The sequence below is a fragment of the Nonomuraea sp. NPDC049028 genome (assembly GCF_043197735.1).
Classification (GTDB): domain Bacteria; phylum Actinomycetota; class Actinomycetes; order Streptosporangiales; family Streptosporangiaceae; genus Nonomuraea.
In genome coordinates, this window is sequence record NZ_JBICTR010000015.1 from 202,206 (window position 1) to 226,629 (window position 24,424).

21 protein-coding genes are annotated in these 24,424 nt (G+C 70.6%); 7 read left to right on the forward strand and 14 right to left on the reverse strand.

What is annotated here, in order from left to right; translation table 11 throughout:
- Positions 1-13: 13 nt before the first annotated feature.
- Complete coding sequence (locus ACGFJ2_RS48505) at positions 14-868, reverse strand: shikimate dehydrogenase (protein WP_393480210.1); 855 nt, start codon at positions 866-868, stop codon at positions 14-16.
- A 159-nt stretch (positions 869-1,027) separates the two neighbouring features.
- Positions 1,028-1,990 (reverse strand): GNAT family N-acetyltransferase, encoded by a 963-nt coding sequence (locus tag ACGFJ2_RS48510; protein ID WP_393480212.1) that lies wholly within the window; start codon positions 1,988-1,990, stop codon positions 1,028-1,030.
- A gap of 68 nt (positions 1,991-2,058) precedes the next feature.
- On the opposite strand from ACGFJ2_RS48510, the gene ACGFJ2_RS48515 reads away from it, so the two are divergent.
- Positions 2,059-2,379 carry an STAS domain-containing protein gene (locus tag ACGFJ2_RS48515; RefSeq protein WP_357953140.1) on the forward strand — a complete coding sequence of 107 codons (321 nt, stop codon included), beginning with the start codon at positions 2,059-2,061 and terminating at the stop codon, positions 2,377-2,379.
- On the opposite strand, the gene ACGFJ2_RS48520 is transcribed toward ACGFJ2_RS48515, so the two are convergent.
- Positions 2,360-3,931 carry an MDR family MFS transporter gene (locus ACGFJ2_RS48520; protein ID WP_357953142.1) on the reverse strand — a complete coding sequence of 524 codons (1,572 nt, stop codon included), beginning with the start codon at positions 3,929-3,931 and terminating at the stop codon, positions 2,360-2,362. The genes ACGFJ2_RS48515 and ACGFJ2_RS48520 overlap by 20 nt on opposite strands.
- A gap of 109 nt (positions 3,932-4,040) precedes the next feature.
- On the opposite strand from ACGFJ2_RS48520, the gene ACGFJ2_RS48525 reads away from it, so the two are divergent.
- Positions 4,041-4,586 carry a helix-turn-helix domain-containing protein gene (locus ACGFJ2_RS48525; protein ID WP_357953144.1) on the forward strand — a complete coding sequence of 182 codons (546 nt, stop codon included), beginning with the start codon at positions 4,041-4,043 and terminating at the stop codon, positions 4,584-4,586.
- A gap of 73 nt (positions 4,587-4,659) precedes the next feature.
- Positions 4,660-5,094, forward strand: coding sequence for an ATP-binding protein (locus ACGFJ2_RS48530; protein ID WP_357953146.1), 435 nt, complete (start codon positions 4,660-4,662; stop codon positions 5,092-5,094).
- Between the two features lie 28 nt (positions 5,095-5,122).
- On the opposite strand, the gene ACGFJ2_RS48535 is transcribed toward ACGFJ2_RS48530, so the two are convergent.
- Together ACGFJ2_RS48535 and ACGFJ2_RS48540 are read right to left on the reverse strand one after the other, a co-directional pair.
- A complete protein-coding gene (locus ACGFJ2_RS48535; RefSeq protein ID WP_393480216.1) occupies positions 5,123-5,374 on the reverse strand; it encodes a hypothetical protein in 252 nt (83 codons plus the stop codon).
- Positions 5,375-5,430: 56 nt separating this feature from the next.
- Entirely contained in the window at positions 5,431-6,381 is a 951-nt protein-coding gene (locus tag ACGFJ2_RS48540) for a Ppx/GppA phosphatase family protein (protein ID WP_357953149.1), read from the reverse strand.
- A gap of 98 nt (positions 6,382-6,479) precedes the next feature.
- On the opposite strand from ACGFJ2_RS48540, the gene ACGFJ2_RS48545 reads away from it, so the two are divergent.
- Entirely contained in the window at positions 6,480-7,610 is a 1,131-nt protein-coding gene (locus ACGFJ2_RS48545; protein WP_357953151.1) for a UDP-N-acetylglucosamine--N-acetylmuramyl-(pentapeptide) pyrophosphoryl-undecaprenol N-acetylglucosamine transferase, read from the forward strand.
- A gap of 13 nt (positions 7,611-7,623) precedes the next feature.
- Here the strand turns inward: ACGFJ2_RS48545 and ACGFJ2_RS48550 are convergent, their stop codons facing one another.
- The 4 genes from ACGFJ2_RS48550 to ACGFJ2_RS48565 all read right to left on the reverse strand — a co-directional run bounded on the left by ACGFJ2_RS48550 (position 7,624) and on the right by ACGFJ2_RS48565 (position 10,928).
- Positions 7,624-8,511 (reverse strand): hypothetical protein, encoded by an 888-nt coding sequence (locus ACGFJ2_RS48550; RefSeq protein ID WP_393480219.1) that lies wholly within the window; start codon positions 8,509-8,511, stop codon positions 7,624-7,626.
- Positions 8,512-8,602: 91 nt separating this feature from the next.
- On the reverse strand, positions 8,603-9,502 hold the full coding sequence (locus ACGFJ2_RS48555; protein ID WP_357953155.1) for a hypothetical protein: 900 nt from the start codon (positions 9,500-9,502) through the stop codon (positions 8,603-8,605).
- 161 nt (positions 9,503-9,663) lie between these two features.
- Positions 9,664-10,497, reverse strand: coding sequence for an NAD(P)H-binding protein (locus tag ACGFJ2_RS48560; RefSeq protein WP_393480222.1), 834 nt, complete (start codon positions 10,495-10,497; stop codon positions 9,664-9,666).
- A gap of 26 nt (positions 10,498-10,523) precedes the next feature.
- Positions 10,524-10,928, reverse strand: a complete 405-nt coding sequence (locus ACGFJ2_RS48565) for a hypothetical protein (protein ID WP_357953159.1) — start codon at positions 10,926-10,928, stop codon at positions 10,524-10,526.
- 153 nt (positions 10,929-11,081) lie between these two features.
- On the opposite strand from ACGFJ2_RS48565, the gene ACGFJ2_RS48570 reads away from it, so the two are divergent.
- Entirely contained in the window at positions 11,082-13,103 is a 2,022-nt protein-coding gene (locus tag ACGFJ2_RS48570; RefSeq protein WP_393480224.1) for a sensor histidine kinase, read from the forward strand.
- On the opposite strand, the gene ACGFJ2_RS48575 is transcribed toward ACGFJ2_RS48570, so the two are convergent.
- Positions 13,029-13,634: a DNA-binding response regulator gene (locus tag ACGFJ2_RS48575; protein ID WP_393480227.1), complete on the reverse strand. Its 606-nt coding sequence runs from the start codon at positions 13,632-13,634 to the stop codon at positions 13,029-13,031. The genes ACGFJ2_RS48570 and ACGFJ2_RS48575 overlap by 75 nt on opposite strands.
- Positions 13,631-15,052: a hypothetical protein gene (locus tag ACGFJ2_RS48580; RefSeq protein WP_393480229.1), complete on the reverse strand. Its 1,422-nt coding sequence runs from the start codon at positions 15,050-15,052 to the stop codon at positions 13,631-13,633. The genes ACGFJ2_RS48575 and ACGFJ2_RS48580 overlap by 4 nt, the downstream gene beginning before the upstream one ends.
- Before the next feature lie 155 nt (positions 15,053-15,207).
- On the opposite strand from ACGFJ2_RS48580, the gene ACGFJ2_RS48585 reads away from it, so the two are divergent.
- Positions 15,208-15,864, forward strand: a complete 657-nt coding sequence (locus tag ACGFJ2_RS48585) for a response regulator transcription factor (protein ID WP_357953167.1) — start codon at positions 15,208-15,210, stop codon at positions 15,862-15,864.
- Positions 15,861-17,018, forward strand: coding sequence for an ATP-binding protein (locus tag ACGFJ2_RS48590; RefSeq protein WP_393480232.1), 1,158 nt, complete (start codon positions 15,861-15,863; stop codon positions 17,016-17,018). The genes ACGFJ2_RS48585 and ACGFJ2_RS48590 overlap by 4 nt, the downstream gene beginning before the upstream one ends.
- 23 nt (positions 17,019-17,041) lie before the next feature.
- Here ACGFJ2_RS48590 and ACGFJ2_RS48595 read toward each other — a convergent pair whose 3' ends face one another.
- The 3 genes from ACGFJ2_RS48595 to ACGFJ2_RS48605 all read right to left on the reverse strand — a co-directional run bounded on the left by ACGFJ2_RS48595 (position 17,042) and on the right by ACGFJ2_RS48605 (position 24,127).
- Positions 17,042-20,137, reverse strand: coding sequence for an NACHT domain-containing protein (locus ACGFJ2_RS48595; protein ID WP_393480234.1), 3,096 nt, complete (start codon positions 20,135-20,137; stop codon positions 17,042-17,044).
- A 90-nt stretch (positions 20,138-20,227) separates the two neighbouring features.
- Positions 20,228-22,084, reverse strand: a complete 1,857-nt coding sequence (locus tag ACGFJ2_RS48600) for a propionyl-CoA synthetase (protein ID WP_358182618.1) — start codon at positions 22,082-22,084, stop codon at positions 20,228-20,230.
- Between the two features lie 168 nt (positions 22,085-22,252).
- Positions 22,253-24,127: an amino acid transporter gene (locus tag ACGFJ2_RS48605; RefSeq protein WP_393480491.1), complete on the reverse strand. Its 1,875-nt coding sequence runs from the start codon at positions 24,125-24,127 to the stop codon at positions 22,253-22,255.
- Positions 24,128-24,424: the final 297 nt, after the last annotated feature.

Below are 24,424 nucleotides of genomic sequence, written 5' to 3' on the forward strand. Positions count from 1 at the left end.
GAGGACCTCCCGGTCAGGCGTCGATCAGGTCGGTGAGGTGTGTGAGCATCCGTTCGGCGTCGGGCTCGCGGCCCGTGAACAGGCGGAACGCGTGCGCGGCCTGGAAGACCACCATGCCGCCGCCGTGCATGGTCCGGCAGCCGAGCGCCCTGGCCCTGCGCAGCAGTTCGGTCTCCAGGGGCCGGTAGACGATGTCGGCCACCCACAGCTCCGGCCGCAGCAGCTCAGCGGGGAGCGGCAGCCCGGGGTGCTGCGCCATCCCGGTGGGGGTCGCGTGCACCAGCCCGTCCGCCGTCGCGAGCAGCCCGCCCAGCTCGGCCGTGGCCGCGGTGCGGACCCGGTCCGGCCCGAACCGGCCGGCCAGGTCGGCGGCGAGCGAGGCCGCCCGGCTTTCGGCGGCGTCGACCAGTACGACCTGATCCGCGCCGAGGGTCAGCAGGGCGTGCGCCACCGCGGCCCCCGCCCCGCCCGCGCCCAGCTGCACCACCCGCCGGGTCGGCGCGTCGGGCAGTCCCCGGGCGAACGACTCCGCGAACCCGGCCCAGTCGGTGTTGTGGCCCACGGCCCGCCGCCTCTCGAACACGACGGTGTTGACCGCGCCGAGCATCGCCGCGTCCGGCGACAGCTCGTCCAGGAAGGGGATCACGGTCTGCTTGCACGGGTGGGTGATGTTGAGGCCGTCGTACCCGAGCCGCCGCGCCGTCCGGACCAGCTCTCCCACGGCGTCCGCCCCCAGTCCCAGCTCGCCGATGTCGAGCAGCCGGTAGACATAGCGCACGCCGTGCGCGTCGGCTTCGCGCTCGTGCAGCGCGGGGCTGAACGACGGGCCGATCCCGGCACCGATCAGGCCGATCAGATAGGAGCTCATCCGCTCTCACTCTCCTCCAGTCCCATCAAATGTACGAACTAGTACGTTCGTACGCTAGACCGGAAGGACCACCACCCGTGAGACCCACCCGTCAGACGGGCCGGGTGGCTCGGACAGACCAGGCGGATGGACCGGACGGAGCGGGTCGGGCGGGGCGGATCAGGAGGCGCGGGTGGGGCGGATCAGGCGGCGCCAGACGTCGATCACCAGGACCGGTCGCATGCCCGCCGACAGATAGAGGTCGAGCGCGGGCGAGGTGTTGTTGGAGTCCACATGCAGCAGCGTCCCCCGTCGCCCGCGCGCCGCGTCGGCGGCGAAGGCGTGCCGCAGCAGGAAGCGGCCCAGCCCCTTCCCCCGGTGCTCGGGCAGGACGGCCAGCGTGGCGACGTAGCCGCAGTCCTCGTCCGGCACGAACTGGTTGTTGCCGATCACCACCGCCGCCGGCCGCCCGTCGATCCTGGCGACGGCGAGCTGGGTCCAGTCGGTGATGCTCTGCGCCTGCCTGCGTTCGAGCCAATGGTCGTAGTCGTTCTTGACGAAGCCGAAGTGGTCGGCGAACGCCTCCTGGTAGATCTGGTGCGCCTCCCGGCGGACGGCGTCGGTCTCCCCGCTGTGGAGGGTCAGCCCGGGGATCGGGGCGGGCGGCTCGACCGGGCCCTCGTGGTCGACGCGCATGCGGTGGAAGCTGGTGCCGGGCTCGAAGCCGCGCTCCTTGGCCAGCGCCTGCTTGTCGGTGTCGGCCCGGTAGATGCCGATGTCGACCGTGGCGGCGTCGTGGCCCCGCTCCAGCGCCAGCTCCCCGGCGCGGTCGAGGACGAGGCGCCAGAGCTCGTCCGCGAGCCCCTCGACGCCGGGGCGCACGAGGACCTCGATGTCGAGCATGTCGCTGTCGCCCTTGGCGCCCGCCCAGGCCCAGCCGACCAGCGTGCCGTCGGCGTCGTGGACGAGCCAGCCGTCGGTGTCGAGGTTGAAGTCCGGCTCGGCCAGCTCGTCGGCGATGTCGGCCGGCGTGGCGTCGGGAACACCGATGACGGCCAGGTCGCAGGCCGCGACGAGCTCGTGGATGGCGGGGGCGTCCGCCGCCCGTGGGCGGCTGAACCGATGGGCACCAGAGGGCTTCATAGCGGCGATTTTCCCGAACCCGGGCGCCCCACGCCTCCCATTATCCGCGCTGTGGATAAGCTGAGACGGTGCTCGACAAGACGCCGTTGCGCATCGATGTCGCCGCGCTGGACGGAATGACGATCCGGCTGGCGCTCAGCGGCGACCTCGACTTCGACACCGCCGCCGAGCTGGCGGGGCTGACGTTCGACGCCGGTTATCGCCGGCTCGACCTCGATCTGTCGGAGCTGGCCTTCATCGACTCCTCTGGTCTGGCCGCTCTCGTACGCCTCCAGCGGCAGGTCGAGGGCGCCGACGCCGAGTTGCGCGTGGTGGCGTTGACGCCCTATTTGCGTAACCTGATGCGGATGACCGGGCTCGACAAGCTGTTCAGCCTGCCGCCGGGCTGACCACCTCGTGCTGGGAGGCGTCGGCCGACGGGCCCCCGCGCAGGGGGATCTCCTTGATGAAGACCGCCAGCACCGGCACGGCCACGGCGAACAGGATGGCCCACCAGAAGACGCCGGAGATCGACGCGGCGAGTGACTCCAGCAGGCCGGTGCGCATCTGCGGCGGCATCTGGCCGAGTGCCGCCGGGTCCAACCGGCCGCCGCCCTTGGCGATCTTGTCCGCCGCCTGCGGGCCGAACCGGCCGGTCAGCTCCGACAGGAGGTGGTTGTTGAAGATGGCGCCGAACATCGAGACGCCGAACGAGCCGCCGATCGAGCGGAAGAACGTGGCGGCGCTGCTGGAGACGCCGAGGTCCTTCTGCTCGACGCTGTTCTGCGCGATGAGCATCGTGGTCTGCATGAGGAAGCCCATGCCGAGGCCGAGGACGGCGATGTAGACGCCCGTCCGCCAGCTGGGCGTGGCGACGTCCATGGTCGACAGCAGCCACATGGCCACGGCCATGCCGACGCCGCCGAGCACCGGGTAGATCTTGTACTTGCCCGTGGCGGTGATGGCCCGGCCGACGAACAGCGAGACGACCATGGCCGAGGCCATCATCGGCAGCAGCAGCAGGCCCGAGTTGGTCGCCGAGGCGCCCTGAACCGTCTGCTGGAACAGCGGCAGGAAGTTGATGGCGCCGAACATGGCGAAGCCGAGCAGGAAGCCGATGCCCGAGATCAGGGCGAAGTTGCGGTTGCGGAACAGCTGGAGCGGCATGATCGGCTCGGCCGCCCTGCCTTCGGCGAAGATGAACACCGCCAGCGTGACCACGGCGACCGCGGCCAGGGTGAGGATCTGCCAGGAGCCCCAGCCGTACTGGTTGCCGCCCCAGGTGGTGATGAGGACCATCGCGGTGATGCTGACGGACAGCAGGATCGCGCCCAGCCAGTCGATCCGCACCCGGTTGTGCAGCTTGGGGAGCTTCAGCCGCAGCGCCAGCACGACCAGGGCGATGGCGCCGACCGGCAGGTTCACGTAGAAGGCCCAGCGCCAGTCGAGGTTGTCGGTGATGAAGCCGCCCACCAGCGGGCCCGCGATCATGGCCAGCGACATGACGCCCGCCATGATGCCCTGGTACTGGCCTCGCTCGCGAGGCGGCACCAGGTCGCCGATGATGGCCATCACGTTGACCACGAGGCCGCCGGCGCCCAGACCCTGCAGCGCGCGGAACCCGATCAGCTCGGCCATGCCGCCGTCGGGGCCGCCGAGCAGGGAGGAGCCCGCCATCCCGCAGAGCATGGAGCCGATCATGAAGATCACGATCGAGATCATGAAGATGGTCTTACGGCCGTACAGGTCGCCGATCTTTCCCCAGATGGGTGTGGAGACCGTCGTACCGAGAACGTAGGCTGTGACGACCCATGACAGATGGGTCAGTCCCCCGAGTTCGCCGACGATGCGCGGCATCGCCGTACCCATGATCATGTTGTCGAGCATGGCGAGGAGCATCGCGAGCATCAGCCCGGGCAGGACCACCATGACTTCACGCCGTCGTGCGACCGTTTCCGCCATACACACCCCCACTGGACGTCCTTGCTTACCTGCCGACCGGCAAGCATAGAATAAGCTAGAAACCTTACTTGCCGACGGTCAAGTCGATACAAGTCGAAATAGGTGCACATTGCGGGAAGACACGCGGAGCCGGATCCAAGAGATCGCGCTCAAGCTCTTCATCGAGCAGGGTTACGAAGCGACCTCGCTGCGAGAGATCGCGGAGGAGCTCGGCGTGACGAAGGCGGCGCTCTACTACCACTTCAAGACCAAGGAAGACATCGTCGCCAGCCTGGCCGACCTGCGGGTGGCGGACATGGAGGAGCTCCTGGCCTGGTTCAGGAGCCGGTCGAACACGCCGGAGACGCGCCGCGAGCTGCTCCTGCGCTACGCCGACAAGCTGACGAACGAGCGCTACCTCGAGGTCGCCCGCTTCATGGAGCGCAACCAGACGGCGCTGCGCGATCACCCGAAGATCCTTCGGATGCGCGAAGTGATGCTGGAGCTGACTTCCGAGATCACCGATCCCGGCGACCCGCTGGCCGTGCGCATCAGCCGCTCGATGGCGCTGTTCACGCTGCACGCCGGCAAGTGGATGGCGCAGGACGAGAAGCTGACCGAAGAGGAGATCAGCGAGGCCGCGATGGAGGTGGCGCTCCGCCTCATGGAACCGTAGGGACGATTGGGGCGGGTCTGAATGGGCAGAGGAGTGGCCACTGACGCATCCGAAGGACTACGGAGGAGGTGCGGTGGAGGCCACGATAGCGCTCCGGCTGCCCAGGGATGCGGCCAGCGTCCCCCTGATCAGACAGATGTTCGACGGCACACTGAGGTCATTGGGGGTGGAGCCGCAGATCCGCGACGACATCGAGCTCATGCTCACCGAGGCGTGTTCCAATGTCGTCAGGCACGCGGGCCCCAGCGACGAGTACGTGGTGAGCGCGGGGGTCTACGACAAGCTCTGCGTCATCAGAGTGATCGACATGGGCGGCGGCTTCGACCCGCCACCCAACAACGGCGAGGCGGCGCCCAACGCCGAGTCCGGCCGCGGGATCCAGATCATGCGGGCACTGGCCGACGACATCCGCTTCACCAACCGGCACGAGGACGGGTCTGTGGTGTGCCTGGAGAAGCGCCTGCGCTTCGCGCCGGGCGCGGCGGGGCCGCACTTCATCGCCAACTGAACGGGCTTCCGAAGCGCGGCCCCCACGCTCAGGCGGACGGTCGTACCTGCTCACCCTTTCTGCCCAATCGTGTTCTCCCAATCGTCGTTCTCCCAATCGTCGTCCCCCGCAACCGTGCCTCGAGCCCTCCCATGACCGGCCGTACCTCGGACTTGTGGGCCGTCGATCCCGCCATCAGCGCGAGCGCGAGCAGGACGGCCACGGAAATGAGGAAGACGGCCAGGAACGCCAGGATGAGGACGATCACCAGCGAGGCGATCGTGCTGAGCACTGCCAACATCAGCCGGAGATGCCCCGAGAACCGGCACTTATGCGCGAGATTCGGGTAGATCGCGGTTACCTCGACGTCACATCCGGCCGACTGGGCAGCATGTCGAGGCGGCGCAGGATGACCCCCTCGCGCAGCGCCCAGGGACAGACGTCCAGCCGGTCGACCTCGAAGAGGTCCATGGTCGCGTGGGCCACGATGGCCCCCGCGGCCAGCTGCGCGGCCCGCCCGTCGGACACACCGGACAGCGCGGCCCGCTCGGCGGAGCTCATGGTGGTCAGCTTGACGGCCCACTCGGCCATGTCCTGCCGCGACAGCGACCGGGAGACATAGAGACCGTCGCTGGTGGGCGCGGCCCCGGCGATCCTGGCCAGCTGTTTGAAGGTCTTGGAGGTGGCCACGGCCCGGTTGGGCTCGCCGTATCGGACGATGTCACCGACCGTGCGGGCGATCTGGGCGCGTACGTGCCTGCGCAGGTTGCGGACCTCGTCGGCGGACGGCGGGTCGGAGGCGAACCAGCCGCGGGTGAGCCGCCCCGCGCCGAGCGGCAGCGAGACGGCGACGTCGGGCTCCTCGTCGACCCCGGCGGCGATCTCCAGCGAGCCGCCCCCGATGTCGAAGGCGAGCAGCCGCCCCGACGACCAGCCGAACCAGCGCCGCACGGCCAGGAACGTCAGCCTGGCCTCGTCGCTGCCGGACAGGACCTCGATGTGCACGCCGCAGCGGTCGTTGATCTGGGCGAGCACGTGCTCGCCGTTGGCGGCCTCGCGCACGGCCGAGGTGGCGAAGGCCAGGAAGTTTTCCACGCCTTTGTCCTCGGCGATGCGCAGGGCCTCCTCGACGAACTCGCCGAGCCGCTCGATGCCCTCGGCAGACAGCTCGTTGCGCTCGTCGAGGTGCTCGGTCAGCCGCAGCTCCTCCTTGTGCGAGTAGGCGGGCAGTGGCCGCGCGCCGCGGTGCGCATCCACGACGAGTAGGTGGACGGTGTTCGAGCCGATGTCCAGCACGCCGAGTCGCATGAGGAAACGCTACCGGTCAACCGCCTGTACGGCGAAGCCGAGCCCTAAGTGACCGTGCGGCGCGACGACCTTTCCCGCCGGGGCCCTAGTCTGATCGCATGTCACGAACCCTGCGACTGTTGATCACCGGCGGCGGCACCGGCGGTCACACCTATCCGGCCCTGACGACCCTGTCGGCCGTTCAGCGACGTCAGGTGCCGTACGATGTGCTCTGGGTGGGGACGGCCAACGGCCTGGAGGCCAGGATCACCACCGAGCACGGCATCCCGTTCAAGGCCATCACCACCGGAAAGCTGCGGCGCCGGCCCAACCTCAAGGAGCTCGGCACCAACGTCGCCGACGTGTTCCGCATCCCGGTGGGCGTGGTCCAGGCGATCGGGCACGCCGCCCGCTACCTGCCCGACGTGGTGCTGTCGACCGGGGGTTACGTGGCGGTGCCGATCGGTGTGGCGGCCAAGCTGATCCGCCGCCCGCTGGTGATGCACGAGCAGACCACGGTGGTGGGGCTGGCCAACCGGATCCTGGCCAGGCTGGCGACGCGGATCGCGCTGTCCCACGAGTCGTCGCTCGAATACCTGCCGCCGTCGGCGCGCGCGAAGGCCGTGGTGACCGGCAATCCGATCAGGCCGGAGCTGCTGCAGGGCAACCGGGCCGCGGCGTACGACCTGTTCGGGCTGACGTTCGAGGTGCCGCTGATCTACGTGACGGGCGGCGCGCAGGGCAGCAAGCAGATCAACACGTTGATCGCGGAGATCCTGCCGCGGCTGCTGCCGCACGCCCAGATCGTGCACCAGTGCGGGCCCGCGTGGATCGACCAGATGCGCGCCACCGCGCTGCCGCCGGATTTGGCCGACCGCTACCACCCGGTGCCGTACGTGGGCTCGGAGCTGCCCGATCTGTTCGCCGCGGCCGACGTGGTGATCGCGCGCAGCGGCGCCGGCACGGTGTCGGAGCTGACCGCCATCGGCCGGCCGTCGGTGCTGATCCCGCTGATCCCGACCGGCGGCGACGAGCAGCGCAAGAACGCCGGCTACCTGGCCTCCGCGGGCGCGGGCCGCGCGCTGCTGGAGCCGCACCCGACGGGCGAGCAGCTGCTGGCCGAGCTGATGCCGCTGCTGGCCGATCCGGGCCTGCGCGCGACGATGGCCGAGGCGGCGCGCAAGCTGGGCCGGGTCGACGCGGCCGAGGCTCTGTGCGACGTGCTGATGGAGGCCGCGCACGTCCAGTAGCTTTGGATAGCTCTCAGGGGTCCAGGTAGCGAAACGCCTCGTGGGCGGAGCGCACGCTCCGCCGCAGCGCCCGCTCCAGCTGGTCGGCGTCCTCCGCGAGCCGGGTGATCTCCGGTACGGCGAAGCCGTCCGCGCCCGACTCGGAGACCAGCTCCTCATACTGGTGGATCCGGCTCCGCAGCTCCTCGATCTGATGGTGGGCCCGGTAGGCGCGCTCGGCGTCGGCCACGTTGGCGGCGTACCGTTCCAACGCCTCCACCCGGGCCACGACGGCCTCCTCGCTGCTGTCGAGCGCCCGGGCGAGCGGTTCGGCCACGGCGGCGACCTCCGGCGAGTTCACCTCCGACATGGTCTCGCGATGCTTGGTCCGCAGCGCCGACAGCTTGGCCAGCAGCCGGGCGATCTCCCACTCCTGGGCGGGCAGCATCACGGCGTTGCGCACGTCGTCCAGCAGTCCTTCGACGTTGACCGCCGAGTGCGTCACCGTGGCGACGGCCCGCCTTGCCCGGGCGAGCAGCCTGCGGGAGGACTCGTCGAGGTCGGCGGCGAGCACGTACCGGCCCTCGTACCAGCGCAGTTGTTCGTAGGTCTCCCGGTCGACGGCCGTCTCCTCGTCCTCGTCGAGGTCCTTGCGCAGGAAGATCACGAGCAGGACGGGAATGGCGATGAGGCTGAGCAGCAGCAGGCCGCCCGCCCGGTAGGTGTGCGGCCCGGACAGCAGAAGGGACAGCACCATCAACGTGATCGCCGCGAGGGCCACGCGCCCGGCCTTGCCGGATGCCCTGGACGGCAGGGGGTCGGGCGCCCAGCCGCGCCGCATGCGGATCAGGAGATGCTCGCTCTCCGTGATCAGCTGGGCGTCATCCTCCGGGACATCTGGATCGACCACCACATCCGCCACAAAAACGGATTTTATGGGATTGTCACCGGGATAGGTGCTGGAACGTGTCATACGACAAGACGTAACCGCCTGCTCACGCGCTGTTCCGGGGTCAGCCTTCCAGGTGGCGGAACGCCTCGTGCGCCGAGCTCACGCTCCTGCGCAGCAGCCGCTCCAGGTCGTCGGCGTCCTCGGCGAGCTTCTCGATCTCGGGTACGGCCAGCGCGTCGGCGCCCGACTCGGCCAGCAGCTCCTCGTAGCGCGGCAGCCGGGCCCGCAGCTCCTCGATCTGGCCGCGGGCGTGGTAGGCGCGCTCGGCCTCGGCGACGTGCCCGGCGTAACGTTCCAGCGCTTCGACACGCGCCACGACCGCGGCCTCGCTGGTGACCAGGGCGCGGTCCAGCGGCTCGATCACCGCCGCGACCTCCGGCGCGATGCCGCGGGCCAGCAGCTCCTTGTGCTCGCCGCGCAGTGCCGAGAGCTTGGCCAGCAGCCGGGCGATCTCCCACTCCTGCTCCGGCAGCATCACGGCGTTACGCGCGTCGTCCAGCAGTCCTTCGGCGTTGACGTGGGAACGCAGCACGGCGCCGATCGCCCGCTGCGCCCTGGCCAGCACCACCTTGGCCTCCGCGTCGAAGTCGTCGGCCAGCAGGTAGCGCCCGTCGTACCAGCGGGCCCGCTCGTAGACGCCACGCTCGTAGACGCCGCGCTCGTAGGGGCGGTCGTGTAACGGCACCTCGTTGATGGAGGCGATCTTGACGAGCACGACGAAGACGAAGCCGCCCAGCAGCACGAAGCCGATCGGCTTCACCGGGGAGGCCAGCAGCGCGGACATCAGCGCGACGACCAGGGGCGTGGCGGCCAGCAGCGCCAGGCTCGACGGCCAGCGCCGCTCGACCGGCTGCACGGCAGGAGGCACCCAGCCTGCTCGGATCCTGGACAGGAGCGGGGCGTTCGCACGCAGCATTCCGGCGACCTCCGGGGGTACTCCCGGATCGACGACCACACCCACGCTCTGTCCCGGCACCCTGGCGCCCCCAACGCTCGTGATGTCCGGATACTACGTAACATTTCGCGGGAGCGGCAGCCTCGCATGGGGGACAGTCGAGGAAACCGCCGGTCGCGCCCACCGATCACTTCCATGATCGACAGCACCCGGACGAGGGGGCGGGGTCAGTGGAAGGCGTCGGCGTGGGCCCGCGCCCACTGTTCGAAGGTGCGGGGCGGGTGTCCCGTCACCTCCTGAACGGTCGGCAGGACCTGGGACTCGTCGAGTGTGCCGTCGGCGTAGAAGCTGAAGAAGGCGTCGACGTACTCGACCGGCATGGTCGCCTCCATCTGCGCCCGCGCCTCCTCGTCCGGCAGGCCCTCGCAGCGCAGGTCCCTGCCCAGTACCTTGGCCAGCACGGCGACCTGGTCGGCGGGCAGCAGCGAGTCCGGGCCGGTCAGCTCGTAGATCCGGCCCTCATGCCCGTCGCCCGTCAGCGCCAGGGCCGCGACCGCCGCGATGTCGGCGGGGTCGATGGCGGCGGCCGCCACCCCGGCGAACGGTACGCGCACCACGTCGCCGGCCTGAAGCTGCGGCAGCCAGCGCAGCGCGTTGGACATGAACGCCCTGGGCCGCAGGAAGGTCCAGGGCACACCCGCCTCCCGCGTGGCCTGCTCGGACAGCGCCATGTAGCGGGAGACCGCGTTGCTCATGTCCGCCTGCCCGGCCGAGCCGCCCGACAGCAGCACGACCCGTTCCACCCCCGCCCGCCGTATCTGGGCCAGCAGTCCTGACATGTCCGCGTATCCCGGCAGCAGGAACACCCCTCGCACGCCGTTCAGGGCATCGGTCAGGCTGCTGGGCTCGTTCAGGTCGCCGGTGACGGGCTGGACGCCGGGCGGCAGCGTGGCGGCCCGCGGATCGCGTACGAGCGCGCGTACCCGCTGCCCGCCCTGAGCCAGAGCGGACACCAGTGCCGATCCGACATTGCCGGTGGCGCCGGTCACTAAGATCATCATGTCTCCCATCAGGTCATCGACTTGTGCTACGCCCCACCGGCGAGGCCTACGGCCAGGGTGATCAGCGCGGCGGCGAGAAGCAGGCCCCCGGCTCGGGTGACCATCGTGCCGGACGAGCGGGCACCCTGCTCGCCGACGGCCAGATGCAGGAAGAATCCACCCGATTGCGCCAGCACCCCGGCCAGCAGGACACCGCCGGCCAGCCACTCCAGCCCGTCGGAGAAACCGGCGCGGGGCAGGTACAGCAGGTACACCAGGGAGAGCAGCAGCAGCACTCCGGCGTGCGCGTGGCCGGCGCGGAAGAACCGCTCGCGGAACTCGCCCAGCTTGTCGCGATCGGTGGTGATGAAGCGCAGCAGCGCGTGCCCGCCGAACTCGACCGTGACCAGCGAGGCGATCGCGATGATCGGCAAGACTTTGGTGGGCTCCATCAGGCTCCCCGCCCTTGTACGGCCATGACCCAGGTCATGGCGACCGTAATGTCTGGTGATCTCCCCCATAGAGTGACAGCGGCCGAGAAAGCGCCGATAGTGTCCCTGTAATCAGGCGGTTATGCATTTTGCATAGTTCATCGGGAGATCGGGTTGGCACGGACCGCTGACGACCTCCCGCTGCGGGTCGCCCAGGGCATGCTGTGGGCCTCGGTCGGCATCCTGGTCTACATCCGCACGATCAGCGGCGTGTCGCGCGACGCCGCCCCGCTCGCGTCGCTGCTCACGATGGCGTCGTATCCGCCGCTGATCGCGCTCCTCGCACGGCATCGGCGCCCGGCCGGTCGGTACGGGCTGCTGGCGGCAGTGGTGCTGCTCTACCTGCTGCCCTTCCTCGTGATCGGCTCGGCGTGGGACTGGATGCCGTGGACGGTGGCCGCCGCAGTGCTCTGCGTGCTCCCGCCGCGGCCGGCCTGGCCGCTGTTCGCCCTTGTCCTGGCCGCCACCGGCACGACGGCCGCGCTGCTCGGGTACGGGGTCTACGACTCGATCTGGTTCGTGATCGTCACGGCGGACGACGCCCTCATCGTGTTCAGCCTCGCCGCGCTCGTCGGGACGGCACGGCGGCTGCACGACACCCAAGGAGAGCTGGCTCGGCCGGCCCTGGTCAGGGAGCGCCTGCGGCTGGACGGCGAGTTGCGGAACGTCCTGGGCGGGAAACTGCGGGCGATCGCGTTTCGCATGCGGAAGGCGGCCGCGTTCCCGATGGGGGAAGCGGCCGCGTTCCGGGTGGGCAATGCGGCCGGGGAAGAGCCGGTGGAGGCCCGGCAGGACATCCGCGAGGGTATGGAGCTCGCCCGGCGGGACATCCGTGAGGGCGTTGCCCTCGCCCGGCGTACCTTGGCGGAGGTGCGGGCGACGGCCGGTGCCTATCGTGCCGAGCCGATCGCCGAGCCCGCGGCGCGGATCGAGTCACCCCGGTTAGCGCGGTTCGTCCTGCTCGCGGTGCTGCTCCTCCAGTGCGTGCTGGTGCTGATCAACCTCTACTACTGGGAGCACGCCGCCCCGCCGACCGTCGCCTGGGCGCTGCTCGGGCTCATCGGGATCGTGGTCCTGCAGGTGCTTCCGCAGACCCGGGTCACGTTCGTCGTGCAGGGCCTGCTGTTCCTGCTGCCCCTCGCGGTCATTCCCGGCTCCTGGGACCGCGTGCTGAGCTTCTTCACCGGCAAGGTACTGCTCACCGTACGACCGCCTCGATCGTGGGCGATCGCCGGTGCCGTCCTGGCCGGGCATCTGGCCTGGCTCCTGTACGACAGCATCACCGCCGGCACCGGCATCCTGAACGCGCTGGCCAACTTCGGTGGTCACGTCATGCTCGCGTGGCTGGCGTACAGCCTGGGGCGCCTCACCGGGCTGATCACCGTGCTGGACCGCGCCCGGCACGAGCTCGCCGAGGCCGCGGTACGGCGGGAACGGACCCGGGTCGCGCGGGACCTGCACGACGTCCTGGGGTTCAGCCTGTCGGCGGTCGCACTCAAGGGCGAGCTGGCCGAGCGGCTGCTGGACACGGACCCCGGACGGGCCAGGACCGAGCTCGCCTCGCTCGTGTCGCTGGTCGAACAGGCGCTGGTGGAGCTGGGGTCCATCGCCGGCGACCGGGTCGAGCTGCGGCTGGCGGCCGAGCTGGACGCGGCGCGCGAGGTGCTGACGGCCGCCGGGATCGAGGCGACGGCACGGGTCACGACGGGCCCGCTGCCGGCCGAGGTCGACACGGCGGTGGCCACCGCGCTCCGCGAGACCGTCACCAACGTCCTGCGGCACAGCCGGGCCCGGACGTGTGAGCTGACCATCTCCGGCGCGGACGGGCTCGTACGACTGCGCGTCGTCAACGACGGCGCCCGGCCCGTCGCGCGGACCGAACCGTCCACGTCGCCGGAGCCGGAGCCGGAGCCGGGGCGGCACGGCTCCGGACTCGGCAGCCTGGCGCAGCGCACCGGCGGGCGGTTGACGGCGGTGCGCCTGCCCGGCGGCAGGTTCGAGGTGGTCGCCGAGTTCGGGTCAGATGCGGCCGGACTCGGCTCAGGCCCAGCCGGACTCAGCTCAGATCCAGCCGGACTCGGTGGCGATCCGGATGGCGTCCACCCGGTTGCGAGCACCCAGCTTGGTGACGGCTGAGGTGAGGTAGTTGCGGATCGTGCCGTAGGTCAGGAAGAGCCGCTCGGCGATCTCGGTGGGCTGGGCCCCGCTGGCCGACAGGCGCAGCACCTCGGTCTCCCGCTGGCTGAGCGGGCTCTCCGGCGCCTCCAGCGCCACCAGGGCCAGGGCCGGGTCCACCACCCGTCCCCCGGCGGCGACAGTCCTGATCGCCGCGGCCAGCTCGGCCGGGCGGATGTCTTTCTGGACGAATCCGGCGACCTGCGCACCGAGCGCCCGGCGCAGGACGCCCGGCTTGGCCAGCGCCGTCAAGATCAGCACCCGGCAGCCGGGCAGCCGGCCACGTAGCTCGGCAGCCGCCGAGATGCCGTCCAGCCCCGGCAGATCGATGTCGATCACGGCCACGTCGGGCCGGTGCTCCAGCGCGGCGGAGACGATCTGCAGACCCGAGGCGACCCCCGCCACCACCGTGATGTCGTCCTCGAGCGACAGCAGCTCGACCAGCGCTTCGCGAAGGATGTGCATGTCCTCCGCGATCAGAATCCGGATCACACCGGTACGGTAATCCGCTCACTCCCCGCCGCGCGATTCCGCCGCCGCCGAGGTAGCCCGTGTACGGCCAGCCCGGCGGCCACGCAGGCGATCGGAATGGCGGGCAGCACGTAGCGGTGGTCGAAGTCCAGCGCCGCCACCGGCGCGACGAGCAGGAACATCGCGAACGCCCACGGCAGCAGGGCCGGACGGCGGCGGCCGATCGCCCCGGCCGCCCCCGCCAGGAGGATCACGCCGAACAGCGTGCCGTGCAGGAACCACGGGTAGGGGTAGGCGGCGAGGATGGACCCGAACGGCTCGACCGAGCTCATGCCGCGGATGGCCGGGTCATACTCCTTGCGTACCTGCCCGATGAGGGCGTGCTCCTCCGGCAGCCCCCACGAGCCGTGCGGGAAGTTCGACATGGCGCCCACCCGCTTGGGATGAGCCACCGGCTCCCAGGTGAAGGCCAGCGAGGTGTCCTTGACGATCTCGCGCAGATAGTCGAGCGGCTGCGCGGCGATGGCCTTCAGGGCGAACGACCTGGCCAGGTCGTTGTAGGCGAACCGGTCGCCGGGCAGCCGGTTGAGCGCGGCGCCGGGTGCCCAGACGTACTCGGAGGCGGCGTCGACGACGGTGCCGTTCGGGCAGAGCCTGGCCTCCGCCGCGGGCGGCTTGATGATCGAGCAGTCGGCGAACGTCATCGTGCGGGCCCAGAGGGCGACGCCGTCGGAGCCGCTCAGCGCGAACCTGCCGTGATACTGGGCGTACCAGCCCGCGTAGGCGAGCAGCGGCAGCGCCCCGGCGACCACCAGGACGACGACCTTCCGCCACGGGGTGCGGCGCAGCAGCAGGTAGAGCGCGGCCAGGGCGAGCAGCGGCACCGCGGCGGTCCGGGTCAGTCCGGCCAGCGCGAGCAGCGCCCCCGCCAGCGCGGCGGCCCGCGACGACACCTCCTGACGCCACATCAGCACCGTGAGCGCGGACATGACGAGGAAGATCACCTGCAGGTCCGAGAGCACGGCGTGCTCCAGCCGCAGGAACGCCGGGTCGAACAGCACCGGCACCGCGGCCAGCGCGGCCCCCCAGCCGGGCAGCGACCAGCGGCGCAGCAGCACGTAGATCAGCACGCCGACGCCCAGGCCCATCGCGTGCTGTACGCCGACGACCAGCTCGACGCTGTGGAAGGGGCGCAGCAGCCACAGGAACCACGAGTAGCCCGCCGGGTGGAAGGCGCCCTGCGGCTTCATGTGCACGGCCGTGTTCAGATAGGTGAACGAGTCGTACCAGTAGACCTGCGCGGTGTCGTACCCGAGCATGACCAGCACGCGCAGCGCCGCGGCCAGCACCAGGACGACCCCGAACAGGCGGTGACCTGTCTTGCCCGAGACGGGATCGGCCAGGCGGGGCCGCGCGGGCGCCACAAGAGCGGCAACCATGACATCTCTCCCCCGTGAGAGGCCGGGCGAGTCCCGGCCGTAGGGAGGGCAGTCCACCGAGTCGGCGCTAACCTGAGCGTCACCAAAAGTGGTTATGTCCGCGTTATGCAGGCTGGAGCAGACTGTCGGGACTTTCGATCTTCATGGGGGCGACATTGCGTGTTCTGGTCGCGGAGGACGAGCGCATGCTCGCCGATTCGATCGCCGAGGGGCTGCGGGGGGAGGCGCTGGCCGTCGATGTGGCCTACGACGGTGACGGGGCGCTGGAGCGGCTCGGCGTGCACGACTACGACGTGCTGATCCTGGACCGGGACCTGCCGCTGGTGCACGGCGACGAGGTGTGCCGGGCGGTGGTCGAGCGGGGGTGGCCGGTCAGAGTCCTGATGCTGACCGCCGCCGGGGATGTACGGGCGAGGGTGGCGGGGCTGTCGCTGGGGGCCGACGACTACCTGCCCAAGCCGTTCGCGTTCGAGGAGTTGGTGGCGCGGGTGCACGCGCTCGGCCGCCGGGCCAGGCGGGCCGACCCGCCCATGCTGGAACGCGCCGGGGTGCGGCTGGACTGGGCGCACCGGCAGGTGTTCCGCGAGGGGCGTTATGTGCCGCTGGCGCGCAAGGAATTCGGGGTGCTGGCCGAGCTGCTGCGGGCGCAGGGCGCGGTGGTCTCGGCCGAGGAACTGCTGGAGAAGGTGTGGGACGAGCACATCGATCCGTTCACGAACACGGTGCGGACCACGATGATGAAATTACGCAAGAAGCTTGGCGAGCCGCAGGTCATCGAGACCGTGCCGGGATCGGGGTATCGCATTCCATGAGCGTCCGTCTGCGTTTCGCCCTGGCCTGCGCGGGGGTGTTCCTCATCGGCGGCGGCCTGCTGCTGACGGCCGTCTACTTCCTCGTACGGTCGAACCTCTCCTACCGCGCCGATCTCATCACCCCCAACTCCATCACCGTGCGCAACGGCTGTTGCTACGACAGATACGAGATCCACTACGAGGTGGCACGAGACCGGGTCCTCCAGGTCCAGGCGGCCTACCAGCGCGACACGTTGACCAGCGTGCGCAACATCGGCGCGCTGGCGGTGCTGGCCGTCACGGGCGGCGCGTTCGGTCTGGGCTGGCGCGCGGCCGGATGGGTACTGAACCCGGTCAAGTCGGTCACCGAGACCGCGCGCCGAGTCGCTCAGAGCCACGACCTGACCGGCCGGATCGACTACGAGGGGCCGAGCGACGAGCTCAAGGAGCTGACCCTCATCTTCGACACCATGCTCGGCCGCCTCGCCCGCTCCTTCGACGGTCAGCGGCGCTTCGTCGCCAACGCCTCACACGAGCTGCGCACCCCGTTGACGATCAACCGGACGCTGGTCGACGTGGCGGTGCGGCGGCCCGACGCCACCGACGACGTCAAGCGGCTCGGCGAGTCGCTGCTGCTGGTCAACGCCCGGCACGAGCGGCTCATCGACGGGCTGCTGGCGCTGACCGAGGGCGAGCAGGCGGTGCTGGACAAGCGCCCGTTCGACCTGACGGACGTGGCCGAGCACGTGCTGGACCAGGCGGCGGAGGAGGCGGCCGAGCGGGAGGTGACGATCCACCAGCTGCTGGACGCGGCGCCGACGACCGGCGAGGCGGTGCTGGTGGAGCGGCTGGTCCAGAACCTGGTGGAGAACGCGATCCGGCACAACCAGCCCAAGGGCGAGGTGTGGGTGACGACGCGGCGGCGCACCGAGCAGGTGGAGCTGGTCGTGGCCAACACCGGCCTGCACGTGCCGTCGTACGAGATCGAGACGATCTTCGAGCCGTTCCGGCGGCTGCACGGCGACCGGCTGCGCTCCGACCGGGGCAGCGGCCTCGGCCTGTCGATCGTGCGCGTCATCACCGAGGCCCACGGCGGCACGGTCGTCGCCCGGCCGCGCGAGGAGGGCGGCCTGACGATCACGGTCGAGCTGCCCCTGGACCGGTCAGCCGGTTAGGGCGGTTAGGGCGGTTAGGGCGGTTAGGGCGAGCGCACCTCGCGCATGACCGCCTCCGGGACGCCCGCCCGGAGGAGGAGCTCCCAGCTGTCGGACCGCTCGAAGAACATCGACTCCAGCAGCGGCCGCCACAGCGCCGGGTCGACGCCGTCGCCGGCCAGCCCGCTGAGCAGGCCGGCCCGGTCCTGGAAGGGCATGGCCGATCCCTCCAGGGCGAGCGCCCGCAGCACCAGGTCGAGCAGCCGCCGGTTCTCGAGCGTGTGGAACGCGGTGACCGCCGCGATCGCGTCGGCGTACAGCGCGACGCGGGCCTCGACGCTCGACGGCCGGTTCATCAGCACCTCCTCGACCAGGCGGGTGCAGCTGACCACCTGACCGGACCCCCGCTGCACGACGATCAGGCTCGGGTGCGTCTCGTCGTCGGCGCGCAGCGAGTCGGTCAGCAGGTCGGCGTCGACGTTGAGCAGGTAGGGACGTTCCAGCAGGGCGTAGGACTTGTAGCGGCCCAGCGCCCTGGTGCGCGCCGCGGGCCGCGGGCGGCCGAACCACCAGCCCGCGCCCTCGAACTCCCACGACTCGCCGCTCCCGCCGAGCCGGATGTCACGCTTGCCGCCGTCCATGACGCGGCGGGCGGGCATGGCGCCGATGAGGCCGGTCCAGCCCTCCCCGCCCAGCTGGCTCTTCCAGAGATGCGCGTACGAGGTCCACCGGGCGAAGTCCCCCGAGTCGCCGAGCAGCTCCGCGACGCTGACCGGTTTGTCCGACGCGGCCACCACCAGGAGGGTGAGGTTGGCCGAATAGGCAGCCAGGCGGCGCGGCACGGGATGGCGTACCGGGCGGAAGGCGAGGAAGGAGCGGCGCGGGCGCTCGTGGAGCGACTCACGCAGCAGCGCGCTGAGCAGCGTCACGCTCCTGGCCCGGACCTCGGCCGGCAGCGCGCCGATGAGCTCCATGGCGAAGCCGACCGTCGGCCCCCGTTCGGCCAGGCAGGAGAACGACGTGATCGCGTAGAGCAGGTCGTCGTCGACCAGCTGGCCCGCCAGCTCCTCGTCGTGGCCGTGCCGCCTGATCAGGTCGCGCAGCGCGTACACGGCCAGCCAGGCCACCAGGAACTCACCGAACGTGGCGTGCAGGAACTCATAACCCTGAGTGCCGCCTGTCTCGTTCCCATGCGCTGGGCCTGTGGAGTTCGCGTGCGCCAAGCCTGGGTCGTTCACGTGCACGAAGAAGAACCGCTCGGTCGCCCGCCGCGCCCAGCCGCCCTCGTCGTCCCGCTCCTCCCCCGGCGCCCCGCACAAGGCGGGCAGGTCCCGGTCGAGGGCGCTCTCCGAGACGACCGCCCGGCCGCGGACGAACATCGACAGCGCCACGGCCCCGAGCCGCACCAGCTCCCGGTCCACCAGCCCGCCGCGCCGGGCGGCCGGCAGCTCCCGCACCTCGGGGTCCTTGAGGAGCTCACGGTAGGCGAAGTCCCTGATCAGCGACTCGTAGAGGCGGCCACGGCCGAGGACCGCCTCATCGCGTTGCAACGCGTTCTCGGTGGCGTCGTGGATGGCCAGGAGCAGCAGGAGCAGCGGCTGCCTGGCCAGCTCGCCCTGGGCCAGCGCGACGTCGGCCGGCAGCGGTGTCCTGCCGCGCCTGGACAGGACCGCGCGGTTGGTCTCCGCCCAGATCTCCAGCCACTGGCGGACCTGCTCCTTCTCGAACGGCTGGAGCTCGATCGTGAGCACGCCCTCGGGGAAGCGGACCCGGTCGGCCACGACGGTCCGGCTGGTCACGATCACCGCGACGGGACGGCCGTGCCTGGACTGCTCGTCCTGGAACTCCTGGACCTGCTCCAGGTAGTCGTAGCGATTGGTGCCGGCGGCCTGCAGCAGCTCGTCGAACCCGTCGAGCATGACGACGGGCAGCATCCCCTCCGCCGCCTCCACCAAGTCCCGATATTTCACCTTCTCGCGGAGTAAGGGGGAAACGCTCTGCTCGATCTGCGAGATCACGGACGACTCGGCGGCGACATCGCGCAACTCCACCTTGATCGGCAGGAACTCCGAGGCGGCCAGCCGGGCGGCGAGCACCTCGGTCAGCTTGGTCTTGCCCGAGCCCGGCTCGCCCAGCACGACCAGGGGCGCCTGGGTGGCGTGTGGCGAGGTGAGGTGTCCCACCAGGAACGCCTCCGCGTCGGGCAGCTCCAACCGGCCCTTCCACCAGCTCTTCGCCGCGGGCTCGGACTCGCGCGTCATCTCCGCGACCTTGCACCGGGGGCTGATGTACCCCTCACCGAGCAGCGGCAGCGTGACGTCGTCCGGCGCCCTGCCGACGGCCATGAGCGACTGGTCGAGCGCGGCGGCGGCCATCCTGACCAGGTGGATCATCGGCCGGTCGCCCACGCGCGGCGGCGCCAGTTCCGCCAGCAGCCGCGCCACGCGCGACAGCCCGGGGGCGAACGCCTGCCTCTCGGTGACCAGGCTCCACATCCGGAACTCGGGGCTGTCGAGCGTGAGCGAGCGGTAGTCCTCGTCATAGATCCGCAGGGCGTGCGCCGACGGTCCCTCCACGAGCATGAGAGGGACGCGGGCGCGCTCGTCGGCCGAGAGCTCCTCCCAGGCCGCCACCTCGCGCACATATTCGGCCACGGCCTCCGACATCCGCCCGTAGTGGCGTTCGACGGCCTCACGGGTCTCCGCGTAGGGGCGGTACGGCTCCGGCATGGGCAGCGGCCGCGTGAGCAGCTTCTCCACCAGCTCGGCGAACGCCGCCGCGCGGGTACCGCCGGCCGCGCGGTCCCGGTCGAGCCGGTCCAGCCCGAACGGCAGGCTGGCCCGGCCGAGCGCCTCGAAGTACGCCGAGACGATCACCACGGCGTGCACGGCGGCCAGCCGCTGGGTTCGGGCGAACCGGCCGGCGCCGCCGCGCCACTCGGGCACCCGCCGCACCACGTCGTTGCCGTAACGGACGGCGTCCTCCTGCAGGTCGCGCAGGCCCAGCGCCAGGTCGGCGCCGCCGGCGAGCGCCCATCCGGTCAGCGCGGCCGTCGCGGCGAAGTCGATCACCTTGACGAGCCTGCTGTCCTTGCAGCCGAGGATCTTCAGAGCGTCGGCGTAGCTCAAGGTCTCCGTCATCACGGTCTCCGTCATCAGGTTTCTGAAGAGCAGAGGAATTCCCATGATGGCGCGTTCCATCGCCTTGAGGGAGCGTTTAGGCGGATTGAGTTAGAGGGCGTCGGCGATCTCCGACAGGGCCGCCGGGTCCTCGATCGTCGAGGGGGCGCGGTAGTCGCGGCCGGCCGCGATGTCGCGCATGGTGGCGCGCAGGATCTTCCCGGACCGGGTCTTGGGCAGGCGGGCCACCACGACGGCGCGGCGGAAGGCGGCGACCGGGCCGATGCGCTCGCGGACCAGGGCCACCAGCTCGCGCTCGACCTCGTCCGGATCACGGTCGGCGCCCGCCTTGAGCACCACGAAGCCGAGCGGGAGCTGACCCTTCAGCGCGTCGTCCACGCCGATCACCGCGCACTCGGCCACGTCGGGGTGGGCCGCGATGACCTCCTCCATCGCGCCCGTGGACAGCCGGTGGCCGGCGATGTTGATGACGTCGTCGATGCGTCCCATGACGTACAGGTAGCCGTCGTCGTCGAGGAAGCCGCCGTCGCCGGTCAGGTAGTGGCCGGGGTAGCGGGACAGGTACGACTCGGCGAAGCGGGCGTCGTCCCGGTAGAGCGTCGGCAGCGCGCCGGGCGGCAGGGGCAGCCTGATCGCGACCGCGCCCTCCACTCCGGGCGGGCACTCCTTTCCCTCCGGGTCCAGGACGCGTACGTCCCAGCCGGGCACGGCCTTGGTCGGCGAGCCCGGCTTGATCGGCAGCGGCTCGAGGCCGACGCAGTTGGCCGCGATCGGCCAGCCGGTCTCGGTCTGCCACCAGTGGTCGATGACCGGGATCCCGAGGAGGTCGGACGCCCAGTGGTAGGTGTCGGGGTCGAGCCGCTCCCCGGCCATGAACAGATACCGCAGACCCGACAAATCCCACTTTTGCGCGAAATTTCCTGAGGGGTCGTCTTTTTTGATGGCTCGGAGCGCGGTCGGCGCGGTGAACAGCGTCCGTACCCCGTGCGTGGCCACGACCCGCCAGAACGCGCCCGGATCAGGTGTCCCGACCGGCTTGCCCTCGTACAGCACGGTCGTGCACCCGGCCAGCAGCGGCGCGTAGACGATGTAGGAATGGCCGACGACCCACCCCACGTCGGAGGCCGCCCAGTAGACCTCGCCCGGCGCGGCGCCATAGACGTTGGCCATGCTCCAGTGCAGCGCCACGGCGTGCCCGCCATTGTCGCGGACGACGCCCTTGGGCACGCCGGTGGTGCCGGAGGTGTAGAGGATGTAGAGCGGATCGGTGGCCGCCACGCTCACACAGCCGGCGGGCGCGGCGTCGCGTACGGTCTCGGCCCAGTCCAGGTCCCGCCCTTCGGCGAGGTCGGCGGGCGATTCGGGCCGCTGGAGGATCACGCAGCGCGCCGGCCGATGCCCGGCCTGCTCCAGGGCGGCGTCGAGCAGCGGCTTGTACGGCACGATCCGAGTCGGCTCGATCCCGCAGGAGGCGGAGAGCACGACCTTGGGCTTGGCGTGGTCGATGCGTACGGCCAGCTCATTGGCGGCGAAGCCGCCGAACACCACGGAGTGCACGGCGCCGAGCCGGGCGCAGGCCAGCATCCCGATCACCGCCTCGGGCACCATCGGCATGTAGATCACCACGGTGTCCCCGGCGACGACGCCGAGGTCACGCAGCATCCCGGCGGTCCGGGACACCGCGTCGAGCAGCTCGGCGTAGCTGAAGCTCCGCACCACCCCGGTCACGGGGCTGTCGTAGATCAACGCGGCCTGCTCGCCCCGTCCGCCGGCGACGTGCCGGTCGACGGCGTTGTGGCAGGTGTTCAGGCGCCCGTCGACGAACCAGCGCCCCTTGTCGAAGACGATCGTGGGGGCCACATCCCACTCGATGTCCCGGGCGGCCTCTCCCCAGAACGCCTCTGGCTCCACGATGCTCCGCTGGTAGACCGCATCATAAGCACTCATAATCCGATCAGATCAGCGCCTCACCCCCGATGGCAAGCGCAAACGGAAGCCACGGCCAAGAAGACGCGCGTAACGGCGCCCGGCCCCGTGCGGGTTCAGCGGCCGTATTCCTGGAGGCCACCCGCCCAGCGCGGCGGGTGGCGGTGGGTGCGGCTGTGCCGTAACAGATCAGCCGACGTGCACCTGAGGGCGGCGGCCGGGCTCCTCCTCGGCCTGGCGCAGGACCTCACGCGTGAGCGGCGGCACGTCACCCCCGCCGAACAGCAGGTATCTCAGCAGCGCCAGCACCGGATTGCCCTCCGCCCAGTGGAAGTACACGTGCGGACGGCGGGCGGACGTGTCGCGCAGATGCAGCAGGATCGCGGCGATCGTGTTGGGCACCGCCGCGCTCGTCGCGGTCAGCACCCCGTAGCCGTGCCGCACCTCGCCGCGCACCAGCACCTCGGACTCGAACTCCGACGTGTCGCCGAGCGTGACCTCCAGGAACAGCATCGGCTCGTCGTCGGGCAGGTGATGGTACTGGCGCGTCTCGTGGTCCTTCTCGGCGTACTCGGCCTCGTCGCGGGCGTCGGGCTCGTTGGCGATGATGCGCAGCTCGCCCGGCGGCAGCCCGTCGATGAGCCGCTTGGCCTCCTCGTCGAGCGCCACCCCCGTCACCCGCAGCTCGGTGGAGCGCGTGGCGCGGGAGATGATCGAGGTGACGATGATCGCCACGACGAAGAACACCGCGATCGACAGGCCGTCGGGGCGTTCGATCACGTTGGCGGCGAAGGTGTAGGTGAGGATCAGCGAGATGAGGCCGAACGCCGCCGCCGCGCCCCGCCGCCCGGCGCGCGCGACCGAGATGGTGACGGCGACCGCGGCCGACAGGATCAGCGCGAGCACGCCGGTGGCGTAGGCGCCGCCCTGCGACTCGACGTTCGCGCCGAACAGGATCGTGATGACGAACGAGATCGCGGTGAACACCAGCACCAGCGGTCGTACGGCCCGCGCCCAGTCGGGCGCCATGCCGTAGCGGGGCAGGTAGCGCGGCACGATGTTGAGCAGGCCCGTCAGCGCCGAGGCGCCCGCGAACCAGAGGATGGCGATGGTGCTGATGTCGTAGAGGGTGCCGAACCAGTCGCCCAGGTACTCGTGCGCCAGATACGCCAGGGCGCGCCCGGCCGCACGGCCGCCCTCCTCGAACTCCTTGTGCGGGATGAGCACGGCCGTGGCGAACCCGCTGAACACCAGGAACACGCTCATGATCAACGCGGCCGTGGTGAGCAGCCGCTTGGCGCCCTTGACGCGCTGCTCCAGGTCGCCCTCGATCTGCGGCATCACGGCGACGCCCGTCTCGAACCCGGACAGGCCGAGGGCGAGCTTGGGCAGCGCGAAGGCGGACAGCGCGATCATCGCGAGCGGGCTGGAGTGCCCCGCGGTGAGCGCGTCCTGCCAGTCGCCCACCAGCTCCGGGCGGGACAGCACCTGGGCTATGGCGGTGCCGACGACGACCAGGTTCAGGGCCAGATAGACGGCCACGAGCGCGATGGCCAGCCCGATGGCCTCGCTGAACCCGCGCAGGAAGATCGCGCCGAGCGCGGCGATGAGCAGCAGCGTGATGGGCACCTGCTGACCGGCGAGCGCGTCGGGGAAGAACGGGTTCTGCAGGATGTGGGCGGTCGCGTCGGAGGCCGACAGCGTGATCGTGAAGATGAACGCCGTCGCCACGAACCCGAGCAGCACCAGCACCAGCAGCTTGCCCCACCAGCTCGGCAGCAGGCGTTCGAGCATGGCGATGGAGCCCATGCCGTTGGGGCTCTCGGCCGCCACCACGCGGTAGGTGGGCAGCGCGCCGAACAGCGTCAGCGCCACCAGCATCAGTGTGGCGATCGGCGACAGCGCGCCCGCGGCCAGCGCGGCGATGCCCGGCTGGTAGCCGAGGGTGGAGAAGTAGTCGACACCTGTGAGGCACATGACCTGCCACCAGGAGTGACGCTTGCCGGGATGTTCGTCGTGCATCCCGGACGTCGGCTGCAGCCCGTGTAGCAGCCAGCTCCGCATGGTCACCGGTCGGCCCTTCTCTCCTGGACTCTGTCCTCGTCGAATTCGGAGACCCTATCCATCGGAGCGGCTCTCGCGCATGCCGGGCCTTGCCGGACTGGAAATTCGGCGGACATTTGGCTATTTGTGCCGGTACCGTGGATCACCGGGGTGGCTCTTTGGGCGTGCTTCCTTCTTCATCTTTCAAATGATTCCAGCGCGCCCGCTCTCCACCTCTCCAGAGGTCGCGCGGTGCTCCCACGCGGCCTCTCTCAATGCGAAGGGTCGCTCCGCGGTCTCTAGGGCATCGGAGGTGCC

Bases quoted from the DNA above. Each gene is read 5' to 3' on its own strand.
- ACGFJ2_RS48590 (WP_393480232.1), top strand. From the start codon at position 15,861: ATGAGCGTCCGTCTGCGTTTCGCCCTGGCCTGCGCGGGGGTGTTCCTC.
- ACGFJ2_RS48580 (WP_393480229.1), bottom strand. From the start codon at position 15,052: ATGGTTGCCGCTCTTGTGGCGCCCGCGCGGCCCCGCCTGGCCGATCCC.
- ACGFJ2_RS48595 (WP_393480234.1), bottom strand. From the start codon at position 20,137: ATGACGGAGACCTTGAGCTACGCCGACGCTCTGAAGATCCTCGGCTGC.
- ACGFJ2_RS48510 (WP_393480212.1), bottom strand. From the start codon at position 1,990: ATGAAGCCCTCTGGTGCCCATCGGTTCAGCCGCCCACGGGCGGCGGAC.
- ACGFJ2_RS48560 (WP_393480222.1), bottom strand. From the start codon at position 10,497: ATGATGATCTTAGTGACCGGCGCCACCGGCAATGTCGGATCGGCACTG.
- ACGFJ2_RS48600 (WP_358182618.1), bottom strand. From the start codon at position 22,084: ATGAGTGCTTATGATGCGGTCTACCAGCGGAGCATCGTGGAGCCAGAG.
- ACGFJ2_RS48605 (WP_393480491.1), bottom strand. From the start codon at position 24,127: ATGCGGAGCTGGCTGCTACACGGGCTGCAGCCGACGTCCGGGATGCAC.
- ACGFJ2_RS48535 (WP_393480216.1), bottom strand. From the start codon at position 5,374: ATGTTGGCAGTGCTCAGCACGATCGCCTCGCTGGTGATCGTCCTCATC.
- ACGFJ2_RS48565 (WP_357953159.1), bottom strand. From the start codon at position 10,928: ATGGAGCCCACCAAAGTCTTGCCGATCATCGCGATCGCCTCGCTGGTC.
- ACGFJ2_RS48520 (WP_357953142.1), bottom strand. From the start codon at position 3,931: ATGGCGGAAACGGTCGCACGACGGCGTGAAGTCATGGTGGTCCTGCCC.
- ACGFJ2_RS48505 (WP_393480210.1), bottom strand. From the start codon at position 868: ATGAGCTCCTATCTGATCGGCCTGATCGGTGCCGGGATCGGCCCGTCG.
- ACGFJ2_RS48545 (WP_357953151.1), top strand. From the start codon at position 6,480: ATGTCACGAACCCTGCGACTGTTGATCACCGGCGGCGGCACCGGCGGT.
- ACGFJ2_RS48540 (WP_357953149.1), bottom strand. From the start codon at position 6,381: ATGCGACTCGGCGTGCTGGACATCGGCTCGAACACCGTCCACCTACTC.